The organism is Paenibacillus zeirhizosphaerae (assembly GCF_030705605.1).
Taxonomy (GTDB): Bacteria; Bacillota; Bacilli; order Paenibacillales; family Paenibacillaceae; genus Paenibacillus; species Paenibacillus zeirhizosphaerae.
Genome location: NZ_JAPCKK010000006.1, coordinates 62,507 through 85,513, shown reverse-complemented (window position 1 = coordinate 85,513; position 23,007 = coordinate 62,507). Strand labels below are relative to the sequence as shown.

Below are 23,007 nucleotides of genomic sequence, written 5' to 3'. Positions count from 1 at the left end.
CACCTTACAGGTCAGTTCGCCACCCCTGCAGCAGCAGGCTCCAGCTTGCTCTTCAGCTCATTCCAGGTCGCAAGCGCTGGCACAGGCTGCCCTTTGTACACCGGGTTCGTGAAGGCGAGCAGTCCTCCCTCAGCATCCCGAACCTCGGCGCGCACCCAGTGCAGTCCCTCATTCGGCCAGTTGACGTCATAGCTGAACCGGAGGAAATCCTCCGAGCCACCCTTGCCACCGCCCACCCTGGACTCGGACACGGTTACACCGTCCACCATCCAGCGGACAGAAGCATCGGCCGCAATACCACGAATGCCCAAATGGCAGACAACAGGCTCCTCCGACTCTATTTCAGACGGGATACACTCACCCGGACGGAACACACGCTCACCCACCGCAACAAAGGGATCGAGCTCGGGTCCGCGTGTCACATAGACATGCCCCTGTCTGATGGCACTCATCATTCCCTGCACCGAAAGCTCATCGCTCCAGACGCATGTCCTCGGATCACCAACGACCGAAGGTGGTCCGCCCGGCTCATAGCTTTCATGAGGCAGGTTGTGGGTGTCGCTGCCTCCGATACCCCAGAGAATGACCCCATGGGCCCAAAGGACGTCCCACAGTTGCAAGGCTTTTTCCGTTGCGTCCGTATTATCCGGATACGTCGGATCATTCCAGATTTCAATCGTATCGAAGGCGTCCAGACGCACATCAAGCTGCCATTCCCATGGGACCAGCTCTGGATGATTCATGCTGCAAACCGCTCCCTGCTCCCTTGCCGCCTGCAAGATGGATACCATGCCTTCCACGGTTTCAAACACCGGCTGGCTGCCGTCACCGAACGGCTCAATCCATTCGCGGATACCCAGAATGTTGAAGTGTCCTTTGGATGAAGTCACTTCCGTGCCCGGAATGACCAGCAGCTCCGTCTCCGGCCAACCTGTCGTCAGAAAGTTATGCTCCGTAATGACCATGAAATCCAAGCCCTGACCTGCCGCTTGGGCCGTCAGCTCTGCAGGGGTCTGCTTTCCATCCGTCAGACGGGTATGCATGTGAAAGTCGCCTTTATACCAGCGGGGTTCAGTGCTTACGACACGTTCCCACGGATATTCCTTGTAGGACATCGCCATCCCTGGGTCAGCGGGCCCTGTCCACAGATTCCTGCCGATGGGCGGCAACGTTCCCTCCGTGTCAGGAGCTCCCGTCCCGGTTCTCATGCTCAGCCTGTAAGAAGCGGTCACTTCGGGCTTCATCCCGTATACCTGGACCGTCCACTCTCCCTGCGGAAGCAGCCCCGGGACCGTGCCGCAAGTGGAACGTCCAGGATCGGCGCATAGGACCAGCGTCTGCTCCAAGCCTTTAGTCAGGTACTGCATCCGCACCCGGCCCTCCGCATCCCTGACTACCATCTGCAGCCAGACGTTCTCCGGATGCTCTACGTGCAGGGTCAGCCATTCGGCCGGATGCTTCATTTCAAAAGAATGCCAAGCAAGTGAATGCCCCGGTTGAAAGCCTGTCGATATTATGTTCATCATAGGTTCTTAGCCTCCCGTTACCTGATCCAATGCGCGCTGCGCAGCTTCCTTGGCTTCCTTAAGCGCCTGCTCGGCAGGCATGTTGGAGATTTGTACTTTATCGGCCGCAATTTCGAGCGCATCCGTAATTTTACCGCCTGTCGGATCAATAAATGGCTCCGAAGCGTGCTGTGCCTGCAGCAGCGGTTGTCTGCTGTGCGGGTTTTCCTCACTATAGGCTTTGAATTCCGGCACCTCCAGCGCGGATTGGCGCACAGCGATATACCCCGTATTCATCGACCATTTTGCAGTATTCTCCGCCTTCATAAAGAAGGTAAGCCATTTATAAGCCGCTTCCTGCTGCTCAGGGGATGCTTTCGCCAGAATGCCGGCCTGAACGGCCGATGCGACCGGTGCCGGATCATGACCCTCCCAGCCTGGCTGTGGTGCGGCTGCAACCTTAGTAAAGTCGAGGTCACCCTGGTCCCCGCTGGAGCCCGTATACCCTGCCGCCCTATCCTGCAGCACATCATCAATCGTCTTATACCAGTACTCCCAGCCCTGTCCGCCGGAATGAATCGCCATAATCTGATCCTCGTGGAGCCATTTGCGGAAAGCATCCCATGTTTCAATCCATTCGGGACTGTCAATCATGACGGTCTTGCCGTCTTCGCTCAGAATATGACCGCCACGGCTCAATGTCGCGTCAATCATGTTACCTGAGCCCCACATTGGCTCCCAGCCGTATACAGTTGTTTTCCCGTTTTCCTTGACCGTAAGCTTCTCTGCCGCAGCAGCCAGCCCTTCCCACGTCTTGATATCCTCTTCCGTGATTCCGGCCTTCGCGAACATGTCCTTGTTGTAATACAGCAGTTGGGTCGTTCCGTACATCGGCAGGAAATACTGCTTACCATCTACTTTACCCTGATTCAGAAAAGCCGGAATAAAGTCTTCGGCCTTGAAAGCCTCATCGGCGGCAATCAGCTCATCCATGGAAGCAAAATATCCGTCCCGCGCCCAAGCCACATCAGAGGCGAGCGCAACGGCCGGCACCTTGCCGGACGCAATGGCAGCCTGCAGCTTCTGCTTAGTCTCATCATAATTGCCCTGCACCACCGGCTTGACAATCACTTCATTCTGGGAAGCGTTGAATTCGTCAATCAGGCTTTTCATCTCATCGCCAAGCTTCCCGCCCAATCCGTACCAGAACTCGATTTCAACAGGTTTTCCGTTGGATTCGCCCTGATGCTCCGTTGAGGCTCCCGCCCCTGTACTCTGATTGCCGCCGCACGCGGTCAGAAGGATAAAGGACAGAATGAGAAGTCCTGACAAAATGCTTTTCATTTTCAACATGTTCAGAGAACCCTCCACTTTTTGTAAAATTGTTAGAACGATACGTTATGTATGCCACCTGCCTTGCTGTGCTTCCCGGCATACTATCCCTTGTTCACGCTGAACGCGTTGTTCACCCCCTTAATAATCCATTTCTGGGCAATAACGAACAGCACCAGCAGCGGCACAATCGTGAACGTGCTGCCTGCCATGATCAGCGGCCATTTCATCCCGTAGCCCCCGCCTTCCACGAAGAAGGAGCGCAGACCCGCTGATACCAGATTGAGCTCCGGCGACTTGGTGATGAGCATCGGCCAGAAATAATTGTTATAGTTCGAGATGAAGCTGAGCAGCGCAAGCACGATAAAGGAAGAGCGTGCTAGCGGAAACAGCAGCGTAAACAGAATGCGCAAATGGCCCGCCCCGTCGATCTTTCCTGCTTCGACCAGCTCCTTGGGAAGCTGCATGAAGGCCTGACGGATCAGGAAGATGGAGAATATGCTGACCGCATTCGAGATAATCAGTCCGGTATACGTGTCAATCAAATTCAGCTTCGACAGAATGATATAGCTCGGCAGATAGGTGGCGGAAACCGGCAGCATATACATCGTCAGAATCAGACCCAGCAGTACATTTTTGAAAGGAAAATGCATATGGGTCAATGCGTAAGCCATCAAGGAGGACAAGATGATCTGACAAATGACAATCAAACCTGCCACAAAAACGCTATTTAGCAGATATTGCCCGAACGGAGCGGCATTCCATGTCTCCACGAAATTGCTCCACAGCGGCACCTCCGGCAGCAGGACAGGCGGAAAGGCCCTGATCTCGTCGTTGGATTTCAGCGAGCTTGTGACCATCCACAGGAAAGGGAAAGCCATACCGAAGCTGATCAGCAGCAGCGCTACGTGCCTGATGATCTGAACGGGAATGGATGTACGGAACATGACGTGCCTCCTCTAAGAGAGATAGTGTACATTTTTGCGTGACGCCAGGAATGAGACCACGGCGAACAGTCCGATGAATACGACCAGCAGCAGCGCGACTGCCGATGCTTGGCCAACATTGAACTGGTCAAAAGCCGCCTGATAGTACATATAGAGCATCGTACGCGTAGAGCCCGCAGGCCCTCCCTGGGTCAAAATATTGATCTGGTCATACGCCTGAAATGCGTCGATCATCTGGATAATGAACAGGAAAAAGGTCGTCGGTGAAATAAGCGGCAGCGTCACTGTGAAAAAAATCCGCGTACGGCTAGCGCCGTCAATCGCCGCCGCTTCCTTCAGGCTTTCAGGCACCGATTGCAGAGCTACCAGATAGAAGACCATCACCCAGCCGAGCCCTTTCCAGATTGTAACAATCAGAATGGCTACCATGGCCCACCCTCCGTCCTGCAGCCACGGAATGGCGTCGAAGCCAAACACACCGAGCAGGGCATTCGCCAGGCCTGACCTCGCTTCGAAAATCCAGGCCCAGACGATGGATACCGCGACCGTCGGCGTCACCCAGGGAGAAAATATAATCGCCCGGTAGATCCCCGACCCGACAAGCTTGCCGTGCAGCAGCAAAGCGAGCAGCAGTCCGGCAACCAAGGTAGGAATGACGCTTCCCGCCGCAAAAATGAGCGTAGCCCGGACGGTGACGTAAAACTCAGGGTCCTGAAATAGGTACCTGTAGTTGTCCAATCCGACAAAAGTCTTTACCGGACTCATGAAATCCCAATTCGTGAAGCTCAAATAGGTAATGTACACCATCGGGATGATCCAGAATACGATCAGCGGAACCATCGCCGGGAGTATAAAAGCATACGCCTGCGGTTCACCCCATCTTTTTCTCCAGTTCAACACATGACAACTCCAATCTAATGTACAATTTTTTTTGAATTTTCATTTCCAACATCCAAAAACACGATTATTTCGGCTTTCGTATAGTTATTATTGTACTTTCATTTTTTCAAACTGGGTTATCTCTATGTAATTTCAAAGGTCTTTCTTCGTAAAATTTGCCGTACCGTCCTGCTTTTATTGGAATTCCACTTACATCCCTGTTACCAGCGCGGTATAATAATGAATATTCAAGAAATCTTGTATCTATTAAATACATATCTGTTTTGTGGAGGCTGCCATAGTGAATCAGACGGGAAAAGAGCCCCCTGCGCTTACCCAATGGGAGCAACTGCGGGAGAAGGTTGTTGAGGCCATCGGGGCCACGATGGATTTATACGGAGTCACACACTCGGCGGGACTGCTGTATGGAAGAATGTTTTTCGAGGACAGGCCGCTGACGCTTGAGGAAATGAAAGACAAGATGAAGATGAGTAAAAGCAATATGAGCTATGCGGCCAGGGCGCTGCTGGATGCTAATATGATTGAGAAGCTGGATACGAAGCAGGACCGCAAGGACCTGTATCAGGCCCAGGGCGATTTTTATACTTTTTTCCGCAGCTTCTTCTCCACCAAGCTGCAGCGCGAGCATGACGTCATGACGGCGTCGATCGCTCAGGTGATGCCTGATCTGAAAGAGCTGATTCTGCATCCGGATACCCCGGACGACGTTCGTCACGAGGCATTGAAGGACCTGCATAAGCTGTACCATGCGGTTGAATTTTACGAGTGGCTGCAGACCTTCGTGGATCTGCTCAAGGAAGGCGAGCTGGAGAAGGTCATCCATGACATTCAGCAGCGGAGGCGCACAGACGAAGACCCCGTCTCCGATTAACACCGGAGCGGGGTCTTTTGCTTGATTTTTTTATTTTAGCTTGCCGATCAGGACCGACAAATCCACCGTGATATCCATCTGCTCCTGCTGCAGGACACGTTGAACATCCTCCGCTGACGCTCTCCATGCCAACGGTGTCATCTGCAGCAAATGCTCCAGTAAGTACCTATCCAGGGAGAGCCTATCTTGAACCCGCTGCCTGTCGATAAGCTTAAAATGGCTTTGGAACAGCTCCAGCGTCGCATGATTCGAATAGCTGTGCGCCTCGGGGGCTCCGTGCAGCGCCTCTCTTAGCTCCTGCAAATATCCGCTTTCCGGCACAACCTTGATGACCATTCCCTCATCCGTCAGAAGCCGCTTGAACTCGGCATAGCTGGAGGGGGACAGGATATTCAGAATACAGTGGAACTGCCCGTCGGCAAAGGGGGCTCGAGTCAGGTCAGCGGCACACCAAATCGCCGTATCCGCCGCCTTGGCTGCCAAGCGAATGCCTTCTTTGGAGATGTCCACCCCGACGCCAAGCAGGTCATCCCCCGTCCCCTCCTTCATGCTGCGCTGGAGATCCAGCAGATGGGAACCTTCACCGCATCCTGCATCCATCACTTGGATCAGCTTTCCGGTTGTGAAATCCAGATGTCTGATCATGGCCTCGCGGACAGCCTCCGTCAAAGACGCAAATAAGCCATACTGATGCAGAACTCGGCGGGATTCGAACAATGGCTGATCATATTTCGTTTTGGGAGCATATGAAAGCCAGTTCACATACCCCTGTCTGGCGATATCGTAGCAATGCCCCTTCGCACACACCAGGCTCGTATGGTTGACGATCTGCAGCGGTGTTGCACAAAGCGGGCAGGCAAATAGTTTCACATGCTCAGTTAAGAGACGATATTCTTTATCATTGGACACAAAAAAACACCCTTTCATTCATAAATCGAGAATGAAAAAGGCACAGAAAAATAAACCCTGGCGTTCTACAAAAAAATAAATAGCCGGGCTTATAGGTCTGTACCTCCCATTAACGATAACGAATGAATTGGATGATCATAACGGTCCGTTCCTCCTGTCGCTGTGCAATGCTTGAGGAGCAGACTGCTCCTCAAGCCATTTTACCGGCACAGAGCATGCGGTGCAACTCCGAATTACTGCCACTCAGCTCTTAAACATCAGCCGGATCGCCACAATGATCAAGCATCTCTACCGTTTATCGATCCTTAATCACATGTCCCCTGCCAAGCCTGGTCTCCTGGAAGCCCGCCATATGGCGCTCCTGAAGCTGGATCGGCCGCCCTCCGCCCATAAGAATCACGTTCTGAGTGTCCGTCGCTTTTTCCGCAGGCAGAAAAAAGGCCTTTGTATAGGCAAGCTCTGTGCTGAGCGTCGTATGAATGGCCTGAATCAGCTTGTCCTTCGTCCCTCTTCCGATCAGATTCATGATCACAGCCCCATCAGGATGAAGCTTCTCCGCTGCCAGCCTGAAGAACTCGCGGGAGATCAAATGCCGCGGCGTCCCTTTTTCCGTAAAAGCGTCCACAATTACAAAATCATAACGGTCCGCCTCTTCCCCCTTCAGCAGCTCACGCCCGTCGCCAATCATGACCTGCTCCGTGCTGCTGCCGAAATAGGCACGACTCAGCTCCACCACCTGCCTGTCTAGCTCCGCAACTTTAAAGCGTCTATCCGCAAAATACCCTGCAATCGTCCCGATACCGTGCCCGATCAGGAACGCATCCTCAAAGTCCGGCCCATTGTACTCCATCAGATGAATGATGGCCCGCGGATATTCAAACAGAATACGCTGCGGATGATTCAAATCCAGCGCGCCCTGCATCGCCTGATTCGAGAACTCCAGCACCCGGAAGCTCCCCTTTTCGCCATATAATTCGGTCGTATCGTATACCTTAATTTCATGATTCTCACTTGTTTCGTGGAATAATAGCTGCAAAATCCGTGATCTCCTTCAGCGTTGTTGATCCGACATGGGTTATCCTGTATGGTTGAGCTATCTTATTTTACACCATCCGTGATAAGAAGGCGTCCCGGAATGCACAAGCCTTGAATGTGGAGGAGCGTTCGCATGATTGATTTTGAATGGTACAGAAGCTTTATCTATATATACAAATACAATTCGGTCTCCGAGGCAGCCAAAGCCAGAATGATGACACAGCCAGCCATGAGCCAGCATCTTGCTTATCTGGAGGCAGAGGCCGGGGAAACTTTATTCATCCGCACCGCGCGAAAAATGATCCCCACCGAAAGGGGCAAAGCATTATACTCACAGCTTGCGCCCCTGATTGAATCCCTGGAGGAGACGTCGCTAAATATCAAATCCGTGTCTTTACCCACATTTTCCATTCTCAGGATCGGCTCTGCCACCGAGTATTATACCGAGAACATCCTCCCCAGGCTGTCCGAATACAACACCAGCACCGTGACCCACTTTGGTACGGCTAATCAATTGGTGGAGCTGCTGAAGGAGGATAAGGTAGACATCATCTTTACTTCCCAGAAGTCGCAAACCCCAGGGATCGAATACGCCAAATTATGTGATGAGGAGTTTGTGATCGTCGCGCCGGCAGACATGGAGATCCCCTTAGATCACGATGGCAAGCTCGTTTCCAGGGAGCAATGGCTCTTGTCCCGCAAATGGATAAGCTATGGGCTGGATTTACCTATTATAAGAAGGCTGTGGAGGGAGCATTTCAAGAAACGGCCCGTTCTTAAGCCCACTCATGTCATTCCTAACCTGCATCTGATCCTTAGAGCCATTGAGGGCGGTGCCGGATTAAGCCTGATTCCAACGTATATTTTGAAGAATTCCATGAACAAAGAGAAAACCAAAATTATTTTTGAGGATTTGAAGGTAAAAAACGAATTGTACATCGCCTATAAAACGAAACATAAGCATCTGCCCGAGATCAACCACATTAGAAAAAACCTGCTTGGAAGCGGCAAGCCAGCAAAGTAATCTATAAATATATTTATGGATTCCTCGTAAAAACATAATTTGTTTTATATATTGCTCCTAATTAGAATGAGCAGTGTACAGAAAACAAATTTTTGAGGAGGTTATAACAGATGGCTAAGAAGATTTTGATCGTTGTAACAAACCATGCAGAAATCCAGGCCGGCAAGAAGACAGGAATATGGCTGTCCGAGTTCGCAGAAGCCTATATCGAATTTACGAAAAAAGGGTATGAGGTTACGGTGGCCAGTCCACTGGGCGGCAAAGCTCCCGTTGATCCCGGCAGTGTAGACGAAAGCACGCCGCAGGAGATCCTTGATGCAGAGAAATATTTGCAAAATACATTGAAGCTGGATGAAATAAACTCTCATGAAGGCTTTGACGCCATTTTCCTGCCAGGCGGGCATGGAACCATGTACGATCTGCCAGGCAGCCAGAAGCTGCAGGAGCTGCTGCGCGATTTCTATGAAGCCGACAAGCTCGTTGCCGCGGTGTGCCACGGTCCAGCAGGCTTGGTAGGGGCTACACTGTCCAATGGTCAGCCGCTTGTTGCCGGCAAACGGGTGAATGCATTTACAGACAGAGAAGAAGGCGATACAGGTCTGAGCCAGAAGCTTCCGTTCCTGCTTGAAAGCAAGCTTCGTGATCTGGGAGCCATCTTCGTGGCTGCTCCAAACTGGAATACCCATTATGAAGTGGACGGCAACCTGATCACTGGCCAAAACCCGCAGTCCACCTTGGCGGTAACGCAAGCGGTTATTGAAACATTGGGCTGATTGGAATCAGAACAGCTTGTTTGGATGGAGAAAGGCTATGTTTTGCTGCTTCATTGCAGCGAAACATGGCTTTTTTTCTTCAATTTTAATGGCACCACGACTTTAGTAGCACCACGACGTATGAGCTTGCTAAGTCAGTGGATATTCGTCCGCGCCCTCCGTTCAGTAACAAAAATGGGCGAATGCACATACAGTAAAATTGACTTCCACATTCGATTTTTTAAGGAGTTAAACATAATGAAAAATTATAAAACGAAGGCAAAGTCCCGGCAATTCCCTTCCAAAAGCCTGCCCCTCGTGAACGCTATAAAAGAGCTTCCCGTTGTGCGACTTCAAGATAAAGCCACTTCATCCCCCCCTGCAGCAACGAAAATCCAGGAATGCAGCGACCGTGCTTTTCGAATCCCTATATTTCTAAGTACAACAAGCACACTAAATAATGTGCAGCGACTATTTTTAAACCGTCTTATCCTGGAAATTGAGAATGCTTTGCTGTTCCCCCGCACCTTGCCCGAAACTGAACAATACCCGGAAACCATTCTCACGAATATCCGCCGATTGATTATTTCAAGCTATGGATTGCTGGCCATCAACTTCCACAGATTTTCCGTTCAAGTTGTCGAAACAAATGTAGGAGCACCATCAAGCAGCACACCTTCCTGGGAGGGCTCCGTTTTTTTACAAATCGAGCCTGCGATGGCATTTCAATTTGGTCTTCCTATCTTATTAGTAAGGGAAAAGGGTACAGATGTAAATGCCGGGATTTGGCAGGGCGGAATTACACCGCTTAATACATTTGTGGATTGGGATTCCGAGAATCAAAGCGTGGAGCAGTTCTTTAGAAGCGTTCAATGGAGAGAAGTCCTCGCCAATTGGGCGGCAGAGGTAAGAGCCGAATATTATCTTCGAACAGAGCCCCCATTCAGGACTCAGAGATAAATTATAACAGACGTTGCATTGTACAATGAATCCAAACGATTTACATAAGGGACCCTGATGGAAACCAAAAGCCCGCAAGAGCAGTACATGCTCCAACAGGCTTCTTGATTCCGCTCCCTGCGTTCCCGTTTTTATAGCTTTGAACTGTATATTATTTCAGCTTGGCTACGGTTACGGCCACTTGTTCGAGCTGCTTCTGGGTTAACTTATGGTCTGGCGAGCTCAGCGTGACAAAACGGTCGTTCAGCGCGAAGCTTAACATCGGCGTTGTATCCGGCGTGTACCATTTGGCTTGAACTCCGTTCGACAGCTTTACCGTCCTGCCATCGTACAGATAGGAGTAGTCTCGTGGTGATACGTTTACCGTCATATGCTTAAAGAGCAGATTTACGCCATCCTCTGAAGCGCCAACCTTATTGAAAGCATCTCCTTTGACCATTTGTACCGGAGCATAGGGCGTTTCAAAGGATTCGAACCTCGCATACGCCTTGGAGATCTCCTCCAATTGAGCTTTGGTAAAATTCACCGCGATCAAGCCCTCATTAGCGCCGTTTTCTCCGCCTTTTCCACTGCCGATCTGCACCTGCTGCTGCTTGCCATCATAGCTAACCTGCACATCCAGCACGTCGCCAAGCGCCCGAACCGGCAAATACACCGTATTGTTATAGGTGATCGGCGTTAATGGGTTACCTTGCCGGTCCACCAAGGAATAAGCCTCCCCGTCTACCTGAATGCCGATCTGATGATTGAGATAAGCGGTGATTTTTTGCAATTGTGTACCTGCATATACCCCGGCTGCGCCTGTTAAGGCCATACCGACTACAGTGATGGTGACGATCGATTTTTTCAGGTTTTTCATGTGAATTGTTCCTCTCTGTTCCATGGATTGGGATATGTTTATTTAAAATCAATAACCTGCGTGACGAGCAGCGACTTCGGGTCATCCAGCGTGATCCCCAGCCGGTTGCCGGATGGACTCCAACTGAATGGATACACCGGATGAGGCATCGGATCGCTGCTGGCATAATACTGTGCGAGCGGAATTACCCGGCCCGAGCGGGTGTCGAAAATGTATACCCCATTCATGCCACTCTTATCCTCGGTATAGACATCAAACGCCAGCTTCGCGGAATCCGGGGACCATGAGATGTAAGAAATCAGGTCCCCCTTGCCGATCAGCGAGCCCTGAAGGCTCCCGGCGGTATCGTAAATCAGCAGCTTGCTGCCCTTAGAATCACCGGATTGCGCGACCGTGGAAACCGCGATATATTGGCTGTCCGGCGAAATTTCGAAGCTCCAGACATCCTGAATCAGGCTGACCGGCTTCGATTGCCCCGGCTCGAACACCTTCAGGACTTTGTGATTGTCGGTATAATAAATCCGGCCGTGACTGACGCCGAATTGCCCGAACATCTCGGCCTCTGCATCCTCCAGCGTTACCGTCGTCACCTTCCCGTCCGCAGCCGAGATTTGGCGAATTTCTCCACGCCCGCTCATGGAGCCCGCAGCCAGAATATACGTGTCTGCGTTCAGCCAGCCGCCCCGCTCCAAATAGTTATCGCCCTTGATCTGAAGCATCTCGCCGGTATGGAGGTTTTTCACGAAATTGTCCGCGATATATTTGTCCTTCCATTTCTGAATGAAGCTGTATCCGCCATCCGGTGAGATTGTTTCTTTAACGAGCATATGTCCGTCCACTTGTTGTCCTCCCTCCCCGGTACTTTCCCTGCTCTGGCCAGTGCTGACATTCAAGATGGAAGACGTGTACTCGTACTTAGGCTCTTCCGTCGCGGTACCGGCCTTGACCAGCTTGGTCGTCTCAATGCTAACCTCATCCTCGGATAGCCAGGATTGAATGCTCGAAGCCGCGATTCGGTGCGTGCGGGCGACCGCGAGTCTCTGGTCAGCCTGCTGCGCCGGCGTCTTGACAACGGTCAGGTCCCGTTCACCACCCGGAGCAGGCTCCGGGCTCTGATTCTGCTGCTGCCCGGTTCGGCTGGCGTCTGAATCGACGACCGTGAGCCGATCCCCGGACGATTGGCAAGCCGTCACGGCCAATGACAATACCACGGCCGGCAAGAGCTTGATGCAGTATATTCCAGCATTTCGTTTCATAGCAGGGCACCTCCAGCGCTGCCACAGAGGCGTAGTCGCGAGCGGCCGCTTACTTTGGCATCGTCCGCTTCGGCATCCCCTGAACACTTATACTTTCTTTCATCTTAGAAAAGGAATATCGCGAAAACATATCCGACTTGTAACATTCGTGTAACAGCTACGCCTCCAAATACAAAAAAGCCCAGACCTTATTCCAAGTCTGGACTATTGCCGACGGAAATAGTCTCCAGGCGTTCCGGCTGCCGCAGAGGCAGCGTAATGACAAACACCGAGCCTTCCGGCCCCGAGGCTGTAAGCCCGACCGTTCCGCCCTGCTTCTCCGCCAGGCCTTTCACGAGCGGCAGCCCGAGACCCGTCCCGCCATGGGCTCTGGATCGGTCGCTGCTGACGGTATAAAAAGGATCGAAGATTTTAGCCCTCGCCTCCTCCGGAATACCGATGCCGGTATCCCGAACCGTGATTTTCATCCAGCCTTGTCCTTCCCGTTCCCGCATCGCCTCGTTGGATAGCAGCACCTTCCCGCCCGGCTTATTATATTTGATCCCGTTATCCAACAAATTCAGCACCATGTGCATGAGATTGTCCGGATCAGCCCAAACGGTACCTTCCTCCAGTGTCGTGTCGATCTCGATCCCATGCCTCTCCGCCTTTGCTTGCAGACGCGCCGCCGCCTCGTGAAGCAGCGGCATCAAGCTGACGGATTTCGCATGCGTCTCAAACTCGTACACGTCCATGGAGGAGAGTTTCAGCGCTTTCTCAACAAGCCCGTAAAGCCTTTCCGCCTCCTGACCGATTTGCTTGCCCGCCTCATCCAGGAGCGCCGGGTCATCCCGGTACATGTCCAGCAGGTCGGCATAGGCGAGAATCGATGTCAGCGGAGTCTTGAGCTCGTGACTGATATTTCCGATAAACTGTTTTTGCTGCTGCTCCAGCTCCTTCAGACGGGCAACGGCCTCCAGCAGCTTGCTTTTTTCTTCGGTTAACTGGGTGAGAGTCGAGGAGATTCGCCCGCTCATCTCATAAATGCCCTGCGCCAGCTCGCCCAGCTCATCGGCCCGGCGCACCGTGGGAGCGGAAAGATACTCCCCATCCCCGATGCGCCGGGCAGCCTGATTCAGCCGACCAATGACATGGGCCTGCCGCCATACATAAAGGAAGCCAAACAAGAATCCTGCCGTCAGCACCAGAACACCGGTAATCCAAAATAAGCGCTGTATCCGTTCATAAAAAGCATGCTGCTCGGCAAGCGAGACGTGAAACTGAATCGTGCCTACCTGCTTATCGGCATCATTGTAAAGCGGTGCCAAATACAACAGCCGGTCGCTTTCCGTAATATAAGCCGATTGTCCTTGTGCCGTATGGGTAAGCGCATCCTTCACATCCGCCTTCGGCTGAAACGGCAGCGAGGTGCCGGCAAGCGTTCCGTCCGGCTTATACAACGTGACGGGCAGACCACTTTGCGCGCCAAGATCAACGGCGAGCCGTTGGCCGCTTCTCTCCATGATATCATCTGGAGGAAGTGAGCCGCTCGTCAGCGCCTCCTGGCGAACCGTTAAATTGGCCGCCTCCGCCTCCCCGGCCAGCGTTTGCTCCAGCCGGACGCGCTGGTCGTCCCGAATGCCGGCAAGCACGAGGAAGCTGAGCATCGCGATCACGGCGGCCAACAGCAGAGCCAGCAGCACGGCAGCCTTCCACTTCAGGCCGAACCGCCAGACTCGCCGTCTCATGACGGCGACTCCGTGCTTTTATAGCCAATGCCGTACACGGTTTGAATCACGTCATGCCATTTGCCCAGCTTCTTGCGCAGCCGCTGTACATGGATGTCCACTGTTCGTGTCCCGCCAGCGAAATCCATGTCCCACACCTGCTCAAGCAGCGACTCCCGGGAGAAGACCCGTTCCGGGCTCCGCGCGAGCAACACCAGCAAATCAAACTCCTTAGGTGTCAGCTCGATCAGCGCTCCCTCCGCATGAACCGTGCGATTCGGCAGGTTGATCGACAAGCCGGCAAGCCGAACCAGCTCCTGAACCTCCACGGACGCTTGCGGTCTGCGGCGGGACAACGCTTTGACCCTGGCGATGATTTCCCGTATGTCAAACGGCTTCGTCATATAATCGTCTGCACCGAGCTCCAGGCCCAGCACCTTGTCAACGATGTCGTTTTTGACCGTCAACAGCAGAATCGCCGGCCTCTGCTGCTGCCCTTCCAGCTTGCGGCAGACGTCGTAACCGTTCATGCGCGGCATCATCACATCGAGCACCATGACCTCCGGCTTGAACGTTCCGACGCGGTCCAGCGCTTCCTGGCCGTCTGCTGCCGTCTCCACGATATAGCCCTCTCTTCGCAGCGCATAAGCCACCGCACCGGAAATGCTCGCTTCATCATCAACTACAAGTACCTTTGTCATGCAAGGACTCCTTTGCTCGTTACAGACTCAAAAAATAAAAATCCACAGGCGCTTCATAGACACGCGTTTCGATTTCTATTTTGCTATCCCCCAGAATGAAAAGCAACTGCTCCTCTCGCTCTCTCCTTTAGCCAGGTTCAACGGTTACAAATAGGGGCAAGTTCACCTCAAATGATGAACTTGCCCCTGCTTCATAATTACAATGCCTTGTCATTACAATACGTTCATAAGCACAAAAACAAACGCTATACATGCCGGGAGACCTTGTGTAATCAGGATGGACCTCTTCGCCGTCACACTGCCGTAAATCGCAGCAACGAGAACACAAACAAGGAAAAAAATCTGAATTTGCATACCGAACCCGCCATTAGGATGTACGAGTCCCCATATCAGACCTGCCGCTAAAAAACCATTGTACAGCCCCTGGTTCGCAGCGAGGGCTTTCGTGTCCTGCGCAAATTGTCGGCTTGTTCCAAATATCCTCATTGCTCTCGGCTGCGTCCACATGAACATCTCCAAAATCAGGATATAAATATGCTCAATTGCAACAATCGCTACAAGTATAGAGCTAATCCAAGTCAATGAACCTCCACTTCCTCTACATAAGATTTCTACAAACTTAATCGTAATAACTATAATAACCATTTCACGAAAAATTACCAATCCCCCATCCAAAAGAAAAAAACAGACCACATTTATCGGAAGTTTTCCTTATATCTTAACAAAATGTGACCGATCGCCGTCCATAACTGTGTTATTGGTAAAGGAGGGCAGAACGACCATGCAGCGATCCATGACCCGGCCGGGGAATCATGTGATGAAGAGCTATGAAACTTACGCAAGCATGCTGTTTCGGATTGCCATGGTTCATCTGGGCAACCGCGAGGATGCGGAAGAAGCCATTCAAGATACCTTCATCAAACTAATGGAAAAAGCACCTGAGTTCAAGGATGCCGAACATCAAAAGGCCTGGTTAATCCGGGTAATCACCAACCATTGCAAAACCATGCTGGGCAAAGGCTGGCGCAAGCGCGAGGTCAAGCTGGAAGGAGCTGAGCCGGTTACGGCTGACACTCCAGAAGATTGGGACCTGCTCCAGCTCGTGATGGCGCTGCCCATGAAGTATAAAACGGTCATTCATCTGTATTATTACGAGGACTATCAAGTTCAAGAGATCAGCAAAATCTTGCGGATCAGTGAGTCTGCCGTGAAGATGAGACTCCAACGGGGACGACAGCTTTTAAAACTGAATCTGGAAGGAGCAGACCCGTTATGAATGAAGAACAGTTCCAGACCAAATATAAGAAAGCGGTGGATACGATGACAACAAATGAAGAGATGAAAACAAGAATGGAAAACAGACTGCAGGAGCTGCAGCAAGAGCAAAAACAGAAGCGTCCGCGCAAGATGGTCTATATCGCCGCCAGTATTGTACTCGCTGCCGGTATCGGCGTGACCGCGTCCAGCTTCTGGAAGCAAGGGAATGCGCCGACATCGCCTGGCAACGAGGTGGCCAAGGTGAACCCGAACACGCCTGCCGCAAGCTCACCCGCCAGTGTCGTCATTCCCAAGGTAGAGCTGCCGGATACGAACTCTGGAGTCCAAGCCGATATGATACCCCTGGTCGTCTATCAAGGCAGTATCTATACCCAGGCGGCGACCCGTATCGACGCAGCCGATGCGACTAAGCTGCGTGGCGACAAGCTCGGACGGACAACAGCCGGCATTGATGAAATGAGCGGACAGGACGAGTATACCGAGCTGGCCGCCAACATCGGCGAAGCGGACATCTATGCAGTGAAGGGCTATGATTCCAAGTTCCGCATTATGTCCTATACCGAAACCGACGGCCAAGTCTATGCCGAGTTGTTCGAGCATACCAACGGCATTACCGTGAACAGCGGAGCCGATTTGCTCGGCAAGCTGAATCTGGAAGGCCGGATTGCCTCAGCCGAGTGGGAAAGCTTCGAGAGCTGGAACAACGGTCAGCAGCAACATACGCCGCTGGCTAATGACGAGTCGCTTGCCAGCTTTCTGACAGCCCTTCAGGATGCCAAGCCGCTGGCGGCAGAACCGTTGATCGATCAAGGCATCTACGATGACGAGAACCGCAAGATCCTCTACCTGAAGCTTGAGGACCATACGCGAGTGGAACTAACACTGTTCGGCCAGGGACTGGTACGCTATGGCGATGCGCCGGTATTTTTCGAGGTCGAGTCCGGTGCGTTCCAAGCGTTTTGGAAGAGTATGAGTTTGTAACGGCTTGTCTAGTATCAATCATGCAACACGAATTGACCTACGTCGTATGAAACGCATTCGACCTTCCCCATTGACGATTAAATAAGGACGCGATTCGCTCGCGTCCCCATCCCCTTCGCCTCCCTCCATTAATAATCGAAGAGCATTACAACAACCTTCTTAATAAAAAACCAAACATTTGAGTAAAATAAATTACATTTCGTTAAAAATACTTTACATAATGAATATAATTTATTACAATCCATTTCAAGGAGGAGAAAAATGGAGATAAATGGTGAGCTTCAAAATAACGTTTACTTATTAAGGGCAGCAAAAAGATGGTCACAACAGGAAGTTGCTGATCGGTTAAGTGTCAGCAGACAAACAATCGCCTCTATCGAAGCAAACAAATACAATCCTTCTCTGATTCTAGCCTTCAAGATCGCTAAATTATTCGAAGTTGAAATTACAGAAGTATTCCAATTTGAAGATTATGAAGAGGTGAAAACCGAATGAAATGGTTAGAAATAGGCGTTTGGCTCATTGCGGTGGTTGTCGTGATCTACAATTTGTTTTATGAATTAAAATTCTCCAAAGAAGAAGGCGAGGATGAACGAGGAAGCAAGATAAGGGGCGATTCAGCAAGACTTTCATTTGCAATCGTAAGTATGCTTATTAGCCTTTTGCTCTTAACTGATATTTTTTTACAATATTCATTCCAAGTCTACAAACTATTGGTTGCTCTAATCATGATTTCCTCGAACGCAATATCCTTTGTTACATTAAGCAGAATTCGTAAAGAATACTAGACAAACTGATCCTCAAAGATCAGTTTCAGCCGCTAACACTTGTCGAAAAGCCTAAATAAAAATGGCCGTAGACGTTTTTTATCTACGGCCGAGCTATCATAAAGTTGGGTATAGGCTATTCCAAGCCATCCAGGTCATCCACCCGTTCCATCCGTATAAGATCAGATTTGGGCGGCCCCAGATACCTCGTCTTAACCCGGCAATAATAACAGGAACAATGTACCTTTCCTTTAGCAAACATCCCTTCATACTTCGCACACCAGCCGAATTGTTTTGCAATCTTGCTCTTACGCTGGATTACCCTTCTTCGATGATGCCGATAATATGCACGAGTACGATTTTTAACTTTTTTCTTCATTCCATCACGCCCCTTGGGAAAAGACCCAGCCTGCAAGGGAGCCAAGGGGAGCTAATCATCCCTTACAGGCCGGGCGTGATGAAACTACACAAATGAATGCACATTATAATCACCTAAACATGATTGGAATATGGTTTATCATATCTGTCCTGTGCCGACAGACAGGTATCCATCAAATACCCTTTTTCCGAGCGGTATTCCTGAAGTCCACGGTAATAAAATAACTTATGCTCATGGTCAATGATAAATGGAAGTATATTATTTTTCAGACACTCTTTGAACATAATGATCCTGCCGACACGACCATTGCCATCCTGAAAAGGATGAATACTCTCAAACTCATGATGGAAGTCTACAATATCTCCCAGCGATATGCTTGGCTTCTGGTGATACGAGGCCAACAGTTTGGCATAGCTCTCGCCACTTTTCCCGGGGCAGTGGTTTTCATGTCTCCTACCACATTGGGCCTGGTCTTGCTCAAATTCCTCTGACTTGCTGTTATCATTATAGCATTCTCTATTGCAAAATATGCAAGAAACCGTTTGAGATAAACATAGATCCTCTCAAGAACAAAAGAGACCAAAGTTGCCCTTCTTTACGTTGCCGGAATCTTAGATAACAACACTGATTTACCTCAGTAGGTTTGCCGCAAAATATCCTAACGTCTCTCTACAAGCAGAGACAGATTGCAGCTCAATGCAAATCTGTGGCTCAGCATTCCGGTCCTCTTCCTGATTATGTATCACCCAGACACCTTCATCGGCAGGAAGAAAAAACATAATATGTTCAATAGCCGTCTGATCCCCGCTGCCTATTCTTATAATGCTTAAATTATCCATAGTGCCAGCGTTTGCTTGAAAAGCATGATGCCATTTTGCAATCAGATGCTGCTGGTCTGCCGGAAGCTCGGCATAGAGAGAGGGTGCGGGGGCTTCCGCAGCTGTTAACCGGCTCCATAATGCTTCAGTGATTACAGCCTTGAATTCGGATGAAATCGCACCTGTAGCTTCCGAAGGCCGCAATCCATAAAAACGTACAAGCTCTTCCTCCCAATCCACCGGCTCCGTCCAAGCAAGAAAATGAAGCGTATGATTGTCGGACAAGTGATACAAATATCGCTGCTGCAGCTCATGGATCGTCAGAGCTTTGGTCGAATTTCGATCCGTTACTCCTCTTAGCATGTAATTGCTGTGCAGCAAATGCTGAATCATTTGCGCAATTTCGGGAATAAACCTGACTTCTCCATTCTCTTCACTGATCGACTCTATAAAACCTTTAGCCATCAAGCTATGAGTGGCTGCCTGGAAAAGCAACTGCCAGCTTTCCTCGGGCAAATCCCCATAAAATGCCTTCATAAGCCCTGCAGCCATCTCTTCCCCTTGATGAACAGCCAAAGCGTATCCCAGCTCTTCCAATGAAAATGTATAGGTATGCTCGCTCATGTCAGCAAATCCTCCAGTGCAGATCTATTTCGATTCCTTTCCATTACGGCTGATCAGCCCACGCAGGAGCTTCATGACGGACTGGATTTCAGTGTCGGTTAACAAATAATAAGTATTCACCGTCCAGGTGTCTCTGTTCTTCAAGTGAAAAATCAGCTCAGGAAGCTGCGGAAGCAACCCTTTCCGAATGGAAGCACCGTTGTAGCTGATTTTCGAAATTTCCGACCACGCTACTGTGCGCGTACCATCTGAGATGGAATTTTGGTCGTAGGTAAGCAAATGTGTGTCTGATTTCAGTGCCCTTGGCAAACAGACCACCAAATATCCTCCAAAAAACGGAATCCCTATGATAGCTGCTGTGATACAAAAAAATTTGCGAACCATGGTCGTATCCATGAAAAAAGCTGCGTATAACAGAAACAGACAGGCCAGCACAAACAGTAAACTGCCAAGAGCTTTGCCCCAGGCCACGGATTTGCGATAAGATATCGTGTTCATCTTCTAGCGCCTTCCTGATTTTATTTAAACAGCCCGCTGATCCAACGAACTCCGCCTTCAACAACTTTAGCTGCACCATCACCAACAAAAGCGCCCACCGTACCTACCGCCTACATAGGAACCAACGGCAGCGCCGACCGGACCTGCGATCATTGCACCGAGAGCTCCTCCCGCAACGGCCCCGCCATAGGTCGCCGCTGTTTTCACCACAACGTTGGACGCTGCTACGCCACCTCTTTCCCGTTAAGCTTGCCTTCACGATACTTGCTAACCAGGCCGGAGGCTTCGCCAATCACATTAAAAGTTGCATTAATCGGGAATATCTTTTTGGCGATCATGCCGGGATTTTGTTGGTAGGGATCCCATACCTGCCCTTTTCCACACCGGCTATGACCTGTCTTGTCCATTGCGGAAAGTTCTTGGCCTGACTGAATCCCAAACCAAAATTGAGGCCAAATTTGCTGGCTGCCGCATCAAAACCCTTCACCCCTTTCATGATGAACCCTGGATGAACGATCTGGCGGTTGATGCTTCTTGCCAGGTTCTTTAGGAACGCAATGTTTCCTTTTCTATTACCCCATGGCGCATTATGAATTTTGGCCCGGCTCGGGTCCCTCGGATCTACCCTGAATCGTACCGTCCCGGATAACACCAATGAAGCGCCCACAGAGCTGTAAAGGAGCGTCCCCCATTTTTCCAAATTATCCCTAACACCAAGCGAGTGATTCAGTACGTTCTGAGACTGCTCCAACGGATCGGTGGACTTGGTTGACTGTGATCCAGCTTGATCACTGGCATCCGCCTCCTTAAAACGAGTGGCAATTGTATGTAACTGCGCACTTACCGAACCCATTGCAGCCGTAAAATGATCCATTTGCTGACGGGCCAGCATAAAATTTTGATAGAATCGTTGCTGAGTCGTACCCGCCCATCCGCTCTCAAGGAATTGAACCTGCCCAGTAAGCTGGCTGCAAATTTGCACACCTGTCTCCCTGGCTTGCGCGAACTGCCGTGATATCTCCATAAGTCTTTCCGGGGGCACCAAAATTTTGCCCACAGCATTCACCTCCACGATAGACAGATTAACTTGTATGTGTACTGTATTTATTGTAGTAAAGGTCTCCAATATTAGCAAAAGCAACAAGTAACAGAATAGCCGTAAAATCGTTAGGTCCCTGGGATCATTCATACTGGCAGTTAAAAAATAAAAGGACAAATCCATCGCAAGAATAGACTTGTCCCCATTCGTTTACCCAGTAAAATGATCATTGAATAGAAATAGCTTCCCACCTGCAAACAATGGCTCAAACGGCCAGATCGCTCCTTCGCTGCAGCACTCCTTTCCGCAAAGATTCCTCCATTAACACGTTACTCTTCTTGCTCTTTTTCATCATGAAGCATCATCTCTAATACGGTATAGGCAAGCTGCACACCGTCCTTCATCCCCTGCCAGTACAAATACTCATTCTCCAATGCTTGCTTGTGATGATGCTTATCCTCCCAGTCCGAAAACTCAGGTTTATTCGCCAGATCCATACCGGAAAATAGCCTCTGAAATACCAAATGCTCTTCCTCACGTAATGTACTAATCTCAGGCTGGCGTATGATGCGGGCTGAAACGTCATCAAGCCGATGTTGCATGACTCTTTCAAACCATGTTGGGTGCTTCAAAATCAACTCCTCCTCGCACATACTGCCTTTCTGTTTGTTTGAATTTGGCCTGATGCAACGTTATCATCAACTGATCAACCTTTTGGCTTAATGCCAGCAGCCCTTCATGCTCAGACAGAGGGATAGACTGCCCCATCAAAACTTGGCCGAGTTCATTCATTCTGCGCCTTTCTTGCTCCATCTCTTCATATAAACGGATCATTATTTAGCCTCCTGCGTGCTTCTTTGAGCACTCATAACCATCGCATTAATTTTAATGCGATAATCGGTTTATTTAATTTTACTCCGATATTCGCATTAAAACAACAACAACATCTCGTACAATTTGGGTAAAAATGAGAGGTACAACATTTATGAAGCATCGCAAGGAACCACCCGGCGACAAAAATATTATTGGTTCTCGCGTACTCGCCATTCGCAAAGCAAAGGGAATGAAGCAAAAAGAATTTTTAGCCAGGCTGCAAACCTTTGGATTGGATATCAGTCCAACCAGCCTATCACGCTTGGAAGGACAGTATCGGCTTGTTCAAGACTATGAGATCCTAATCATCGCCAAGGCCTTGGAAATTTCCGCTGGTGAGTTGTTAGGTGAATAATCTGAGTGAATACACCGCTACTACAACATCATCATTTCATGCATTACTCTGTCCGCCATCTTCACCATAACAATCAGTTCCACATAGTGAAAATCAATGAAATACATATGTGACGTCTAAGTCGGTCAGATAAAATAAACCGCCAGCATAAACTGGCGGTTTATTTTACGTCCACTTCAATATGAAGGCAAGCTGCTCTCAGGAAAAGTTGACAACCTCATTCCATTATAATTCAGGACGAAGGTTTAATAAACTTTTATTATTTTCCTTTCTTAACGAGTGAACTTCAGAAATTTACCTGCGCTTTTATAATTCAACCATCTTTTCGTCCAAAGGGTCGGTATAATTTGGTAATATTCACTTAAACAGAAAATGTACAAAGGATGTGATAGTAATGCAGTGGAAAGAGGTCAGTACGATTTATCCTGATCAATACGTTCTGCCCACAATCCTGGATCCGCATATTGAAGATAACATCCAATACGTAGACAAGGTTGCTCTTGTCCGAGCTATTCAGGACCCTTCTAAAGCTATCGAGGAGTTCTTAAAATGTAAAGGCAACAATATTGTCTAACACAGGCGCCAAGAAAATATTGCTATAAAACCGAGAAACCCCCAAATCCTTAGGAGCCATTTAC

At 50.0% G+C, this 23,007-nt stretch carries 27 protein-coding genes; 10 read left to right on the top strand and 17 right to left on the bottom strand.

What is annotated here, in order from left to right; genetic code table 11:
- Positions 1 to 11: 11 nt before the first annotated feature.
- From OIN60_RS03265 to OIN60_RS03250, 4 genes are all read right to left on the bottom strand, one after another.
- Positions 12 to 1,526 (bottom strand): CehA/McbA family metallohydrolase, encoded by a 1,515-nt coding sequence (locus OIN60_RS03265; protein ID WP_305753447.1) that lies wholly within the window; start codon positions 1,524 to 1,526, stop codon positions 12 to 14.
- A 6-nt stretch (positions 1,527 to 1,532) separates the two neighbouring features.
- Positions 1,533 to 2,858 (bottom strand): ABC transporter substrate-binding protein, encoded by a 1,326-nt coding sequence (locus OIN60_RS03260; protein WP_305753446.1) that lies wholly within the window; start codon positions 2,856 to 2,858, stop codon positions 1,533 to 1,535.
- Between the two features lie 83 nt (positions 2,859 to 2,941).
- Complete coding sequence (locus OIN60_RS03255; RefSeq protein WP_305753445.1) at positions 2,942 to 3,784, bottom strand: carbohydrate ABC transporter permease; 843 nt, start codon at positions 3,782 to 3,784, stop codon at positions 2,942 to 2,944.
- A 12-nt stretch (positions 3,785 to 3,796) separates the two neighbouring features.
- Complete coding sequence (locus OIN60_RS03250; RefSeq protein ID WP_370872366.1) at positions 3,797 to 4,624, bottom strand: carbohydrate ABC transporter permease; 828 nt, start codon at positions 4,622 to 4,624, stop codon at positions 3,797 to 3,799.
- 340 nt (positions 4,625 to 4,964) lie between these two features.
- Here OIN60_RS03250 and OIN60_RS03245 point away from each other — a divergent pair, with 340 nt between their 5' ends.
- Positions 4,965 to 5,555, top strand: a complete 591-nt coding sequence (locus OIN60_RS03245) for a GbsR/MarR family transcriptional regulator (protein WP_305753443.1) — start codon at positions 4,965 to 4,967, stop codon at positions 5,553 to 5,555.
- Positions 5,556 to 5,585: 30 nt separating this feature from the next.
- Here OIN60_RS03245 and OIN60_RS03240 read toward each other — a convergent pair whose 3' ends face one another.
- Together OIN60_RS03240 and OIN60_RS03235 are read right to left on the bottom strand one after the other, a co-directional pair.
- Entirely contained in the window at positions 5,586 to 6,464 is an 879-nt protein-coding gene (locus OIN60_RS03240) for a putative RNA methyltransferase (RefSeq protein WP_305753442.1), read from the bottom strand.
- Positions 6,465 to 6,759: 295 nt separating this feature from the next.
- Positions 6,760 to 7,500, bottom strand: coding sequence for a spermidine synthase (locus OIN60_RS03235; RefSeq protein ID WP_305753441.1), 741 nt, complete (start codon positions 7,498 to 7,500; stop codon positions 6,760 to 6,762).
- A gap of 132 nt (positions 7,501 to 7,632) precedes the next feature.
- Here OIN60_RS03235 and OIN60_RS03230 point away from each other — a divergent pair, with 132 nt between their 5' ends.
- The 3 genes from OIN60_RS03230 to OIN60_RS03220 all read left to right on the top strand — a co-directional run bounded on the left by OIN60_RS03230 (position 7,633) and on the right by OIN60_RS03220 (position 10,235).
- Complete coding sequence (locus tag OIN60_RS03230) at positions 7,633 to 8,523, top strand: LysR family transcriptional regulator (protein WP_305753440.1); 891 nt, start codon at positions 7,633 to 7,635, stop codon at positions 8,521 to 8,523.
- Between the two features lie 110 nt (positions 8,524 to 8,633).
- Positions 8,634 to 9,296 carry a type 1 glutamine amidotransferase domain-containing protein gene (locus OIN60_RS03225; protein WP_305753439.1) on the top strand — a complete coding sequence of 221 codons (663 nt, stop codon included), beginning with the start codon at positions 8,634 to 8,636 and terminating at the stop codon, positions 9,294 to 9,296.
- Between the two features lie 237 nt (positions 9,297 to 9,533).
- Positions 9,534 to 10,235: a hypothetical protein gene (locus OIN60_RS03220; RefSeq protein ID WP_305753438.1), complete on the top strand. Its 702-nt coding sequence runs from the start codon at positions 9,534 to 9,536 to the stop codon at positions 10,233 to 10,235.
- A 151-nt stretch (positions 10,236 to 10,386) separates the two neighbouring features.
- Here the strand turns inward: OIN60_RS03220 and OIN60_RS03215 are convergent, their stop codons facing one another.
- The 5 genes from OIN60_RS03215 to OIN60_RS03195 form a co-directional block, all read right to left on the bottom strand.
- Positions 10,387 to 11,094 (bottom strand): stalk domain-containing protein, encoded by a 708-nt coding sequence (locus OIN60_RS03215; RefSeq protein ID WP_305753437.1) that lies wholly within the window; start codon positions 11,092 to 11,094, stop codon positions 10,387 to 10,389.
- A gap of 38 nt (positions 11,095 to 11,132) precedes the next feature.
- Complete coding sequence (locus OIN60_RS03210; RefSeq protein WP_305753436.1) at positions 11,133 to 12,350, bottom strand: WD40 repeat domain-containing protein; 1,218 nt, start codon at positions 12,348 to 12,350, stop codon at positions 11,133 to 11,135.
- Positions 12,351 to 12,538: 188 nt separating this feature from the next.
- Positions 12,539 to 14,077, bottom strand: coding sequence for a sensor histidine kinase (locus tag OIN60_RS03205; protein WP_305753435.1), 1,539 nt, complete (start codon positions 14,075 to 14,077; stop codon positions 12,539 to 12,541).
- Positions 14,074 to 14,757 (bottom strand): response regulator transcription factor, encoded by a 684-nt coding sequence (locus OIN60_RS03200; RefSeq protein WP_305753434.1) that lies wholly within the window; start codon positions 14,755 to 14,757, stop codon positions 14,074 to 14,076. Before OIN60_RS03200 ends, OIN60_RS03205 begins: the two co-directional genes overlap by 4 nt.
- Positions 14,758 to 14,970: 213 nt before the next feature.
- Positions 14,971 to 15,339 (bottom strand): DUF1304 domain-containing protein, encoded by a 369-nt coding sequence (locus tag OIN60_RS03195; RefSeq protein WP_305753433.1) that lies wholly within the window; start codon positions 15,337 to 15,339, stop codon positions 14,971 to 14,973.
- Positions 15,340 to 15,538: 199 nt separating this feature from the next.
- Between OIN60_RS03195 and OIN60_RS03190 the strand changes: the two genes are divergently transcribed.
- The 4 genes from OIN60_RS03190 to OIN60_RS03175 all read left to right on the top strand — a co-directional run bounded on the left by OIN60_RS03190 (position 15,539) and on the right by OIN60_RS03175 (position 17,804).
- On the top strand, positions 15,539 to 16,033 hold the full coding sequence (locus tag OIN60_RS03190; protein ID WP_305753432.1) for an RNA polymerase sigma factor: 495 nt from the start codon (positions 15,539 to 15,541) through the stop codon (positions 16,031 to 16,033).
- The gene (locus tag OIN60_RS03185; protein ID WP_305753431.1) at positions 16,030 to 17,016 is read left to right on the top strand and encodes a hypothetical protein; all 987 of its coding nucleotides are present in this window, start codon (positions 16,030 to 16,032) and stop codon (positions 17,014 to 17,016) included. Before OIN60_RS03190 ends, OIN60_RS03185 begins: the two co-directional genes overlap by 4 nt.
- 261 nt (positions 17,017 to 17,277) lie before the next feature.
- Positions 17,278 to 17,511, top strand: coding sequence for a helix-turn-helix transcriptional regulator (locus OIN60_RS03180; RefSeq protein WP_305753430.1), 234 nt, complete (start codon positions 17,278 to 17,280; stop codon positions 17,509 to 17,511).
- Positions 17,508 to 17,804 (top strand): DUF2178 domain-containing protein, encoded by a 297-nt coding sequence (locus tag OIN60_RS03175; protein WP_305753429.1) that lies wholly within the window; start codon positions 17,508 to 17,510, stop codon positions 17,802 to 17,804. The genes OIN60_RS03180 and OIN60_RS03175 overlap by 4 nt, the downstream gene beginning before the upstream one ends.
- Positions 17,805 to 18,275: 471 nt before the next feature.
- On the opposite strand, the gene OIN60_RS03170 is transcribed toward OIN60_RS03175, so the two are convergent.
- From OIN60_RS03170 to OIN60_RS03145, 6 genes are all read right to left on the bottom strand, one after another.
- Positions 18,276 to 18,563 (bottom strand): Fic family protein, encoded by a 288-nt coding sequence (locus OIN60_RS03170; RefSeq protein ID WP_305753428.1) that lies wholly within the window; start codon positions 18,561 to 18,563, stop codon positions 18,276 to 18,278.
- A 228-nt stretch (positions 18,564 to 18,791) separates the two neighbouring features.
- Positions 18,792 to 19,604 (bottom strand): YfjC family protein, encoded by an 813-nt coding sequence (locus tag OIN60_RS03165; RefSeq protein ID WP_305753427.1) that lies wholly within the window; start codon positions 19,602 to 19,604, stop codon positions 18,792 to 18,794.
- A 24-nt stretch (positions 19,605 to 19,628) separates the two neighbouring features.
- Positions 19,629 to 20,102: a DUF5381 family protein gene (locus OIN60_RS03160; RefSeq protein ID WP_305753426.1), complete on the bottom strand. Its 474-nt coding sequence runs from the start codon at positions 20,100 to 20,102 to the stop codon at positions 19,629 to 19,631.
- Between the two features lie 334 nt (positions 20,103 to 20,436).
- Positions 20,437 to 21,159, bottom strand: a complete 723-nt coding sequence (locus OIN60_RS03155; RefSeq protein WP_305753425.1) for a WXG100 family type VII secretion target — start codon at positions 21,157 to 21,159, stop codon at positions 20,437 to 20,439.
- A 311-nt stretch (positions 21,160 to 21,470) separates the two neighbouring features.
- On the bottom strand, positions 21,471 to 21,773 hold the full coding sequence (locus tag OIN60_RS03150; protein ID WP_305753424.1) for a hypothetical protein: 303 nt from the start codon (positions 21,771 to 21,773) through the stop codon (positions 21,471 to 21,473).
- Positions 21,751 to 21,975 carry a hypothetical protein gene (locus tag OIN60_RS03145; protein WP_305753423.1) on the bottom strand — a complete coding sequence of 75 codons (225 nt, stop codon included), beginning with the start codon at positions 21,973 to 21,975 and terminating at the stop codon, positions 21,751 to 21,753. The genes OIN60_RS03150 and OIN60_RS03145 overlap by 23 nt, the downstream gene beginning before the upstream one ends.
- A 151-nt stretch (positions 21,976 to 22,126) precedes the next feature.
- Here OIN60_RS03145 and OIN60_RS03140 point away from each other — a divergent pair, with 151 nt between their 5' ends.
- Both OIN60_RS03140 and OIN60_RS03135 read left to right on the top strand, forming a co-directional pair.
- Positions 22,127 to 22,369: a helix-turn-helix domain-containing protein gene (locus tag OIN60_RS03140; protein ID WP_305753422.1), complete on the top strand. Its 243-nt coding sequence runs from the start codon at positions 22,127 to 22,129 to the stop codon at positions 22,367 to 22,369.
- 394 nt (positions 22,370 to 22,763) lie between these two features.
- A complete protein-coding gene (locus tag OIN60_RS03135; protein WP_305753421.1) occupies positions 22,764 to 22,943 on the top strand; it encodes a hypothetical protein in 180 nt (59 codons plus the stop codon).
- Positions 22,944 to 23,007: the final 64 nt, after the last annotated feature.

What these genes read in the sequence shown, in the direction of transcription:
- OIN60_RS03265 (WP_305753447.1), bottom strand. Translation starts at nt 1,526, where the DNA reads ATGATGAACATAATATCGACAGGCTTTCAACCGGGGCATTCACTTGCT.
- OIN60_RS03260 (WP_305753446.1), bottom strand. Translation starts at nt 2,858, where the DNA reads ATGTTGAAAATGAAAAGCATTTTGTCAGGACTTCTCATTCTGTCCTTT.
- OIN60_RS03255 (WP_305753445.1), bottom strand. Translation starts at nt 3,784, where the DNA reads ATGTTCCGTACATCCATTCCCGTTCAGATCATCAGGCACGTAGCGCTG.
- OIN60_RS03250 (WP_370872366.1), bottom strand. Translation starts at nt 4,624, where the DNA reads ATGGTTCCGCTGATCGTATTCTGGATCATCCCGATGGTGTACATTACC.
- OIN60_RS03230 (WP_305753440.1), top strand. Translation starts at nt 7,633, where the DNA reads ATGATTGATTTTGAATGGTACAGAAGCTTTATCTATATATACAAATAC.
- OIN60_RS03225 (WP_305753439.1), top strand. Translation starts at nt 8,634, where the DNA reads ATGGCTAAGAAGATTTTGATCGTTGTAACAAACCATGCAGAAATCCAG.
- OIN60_RS03220 (WP_305753438.1), top strand. Translation starts at nt 9,534, where the DNA reads ATGAAAAATTATAAAACGAAGGCAAAGTCCCGGCAATTCCCTTCCAAA.
- OIN60_RS03215 (WP_305753437.1), bottom strand. Translation starts at nt 11,094, where the DNA reads ATGAAAAACCTGAAAAAATCGATCGTCACCATCACTGTAGTCGGTATG.
- OIN60_RS03210 (WP_305753436.1), bottom strand. Translation starts at nt 12,350, where the DNA reads ATGAAACGAAATGCTGGAATATACTGCATCAAGCTCTTGCCGGCCGTG.
- OIN60_RS03205 (WP_305753435.1), bottom strand. Translation starts at nt 14,077, where the DNA reads ATGAGACGGCGAGTCTGGCGGTTCGGCCTGAAGTGGAAGGCTGCCGTG.
- OIN60_RS03200 (WP_305753434.1), bottom strand. Translation starts at nt 14,757, where the DNA reads ATGACAAAGGTACTTGTAGTTGATGATGAAGCGAGCATTTCCGGTGCG.
- OIN60_RS03190 (WP_305753432.1), top strand. Translation starts at nt 15,539, where the DNA reads ATGCAGCGATCCATGACCCGGCCGGGGAATCATGTGATGAAGAGCTAT.
- OIN60_RS03185 (WP_305753431.1), top strand. Translation starts at nt 16,030, where the DNA reads ATGAATGAAGAACAGTTCCAGACCAAATATAAGAAAGCGGTGGATACG.
- OIN60_RS03180 (WP_305753430.1), top strand. Translation starts at nt 17,278, where the DNA reads ATGGAGATAAATGGTGAGCTTCAAAATAACGTTTACTTATTAAGGGCA.
- OIN60_RS03175 (WP_305753429.1), top strand. Translation starts at nt 17,508, where the DNA reads ATGAAATGGTTAGAAATAGGCGTTTGGCTCATTGCGGTGGTTGTCGTG.
- OIN60_RS03165 (WP_305753427.1), bottom strand. Translation starts at nt 19,604, where the DNA reads ATGAGCGAGCATACCTATACATTTTCATTGGAAGAGCTGGGATACGCT.
- OIN60_RS03160 (WP_305753426.1), bottom strand. Translation starts at nt 20,102, where the DNA reads ATGAACACGATATCTTATCGCAAATCCGTGGCCTGGGGCAAAGCTCTT.
- OIN60_RS03145 (WP_305753423.1), bottom strand. Translation starts at nt 21,975, where the DNA reads ATGATCCGTTTATATGAAGAGATGGAGCAAGAAAGGCGCAGAATGAAT.
- OIN60_RS03140 (WP_305753422.1), top strand. Translation starts at nt 22,127, where the DNA reads ATGAAGCATCGCAAGGAACCACCCGGCGACAAAAATATTATTGGTTCT.
- OIN60_RS03135 (WP_305753421.1), top strand. Translation starts at nt 22,764, where the DNA reads ATGCAGTGGAAAGAGGTCAGTACGATTTATCCTGATCAATACGTTCTG.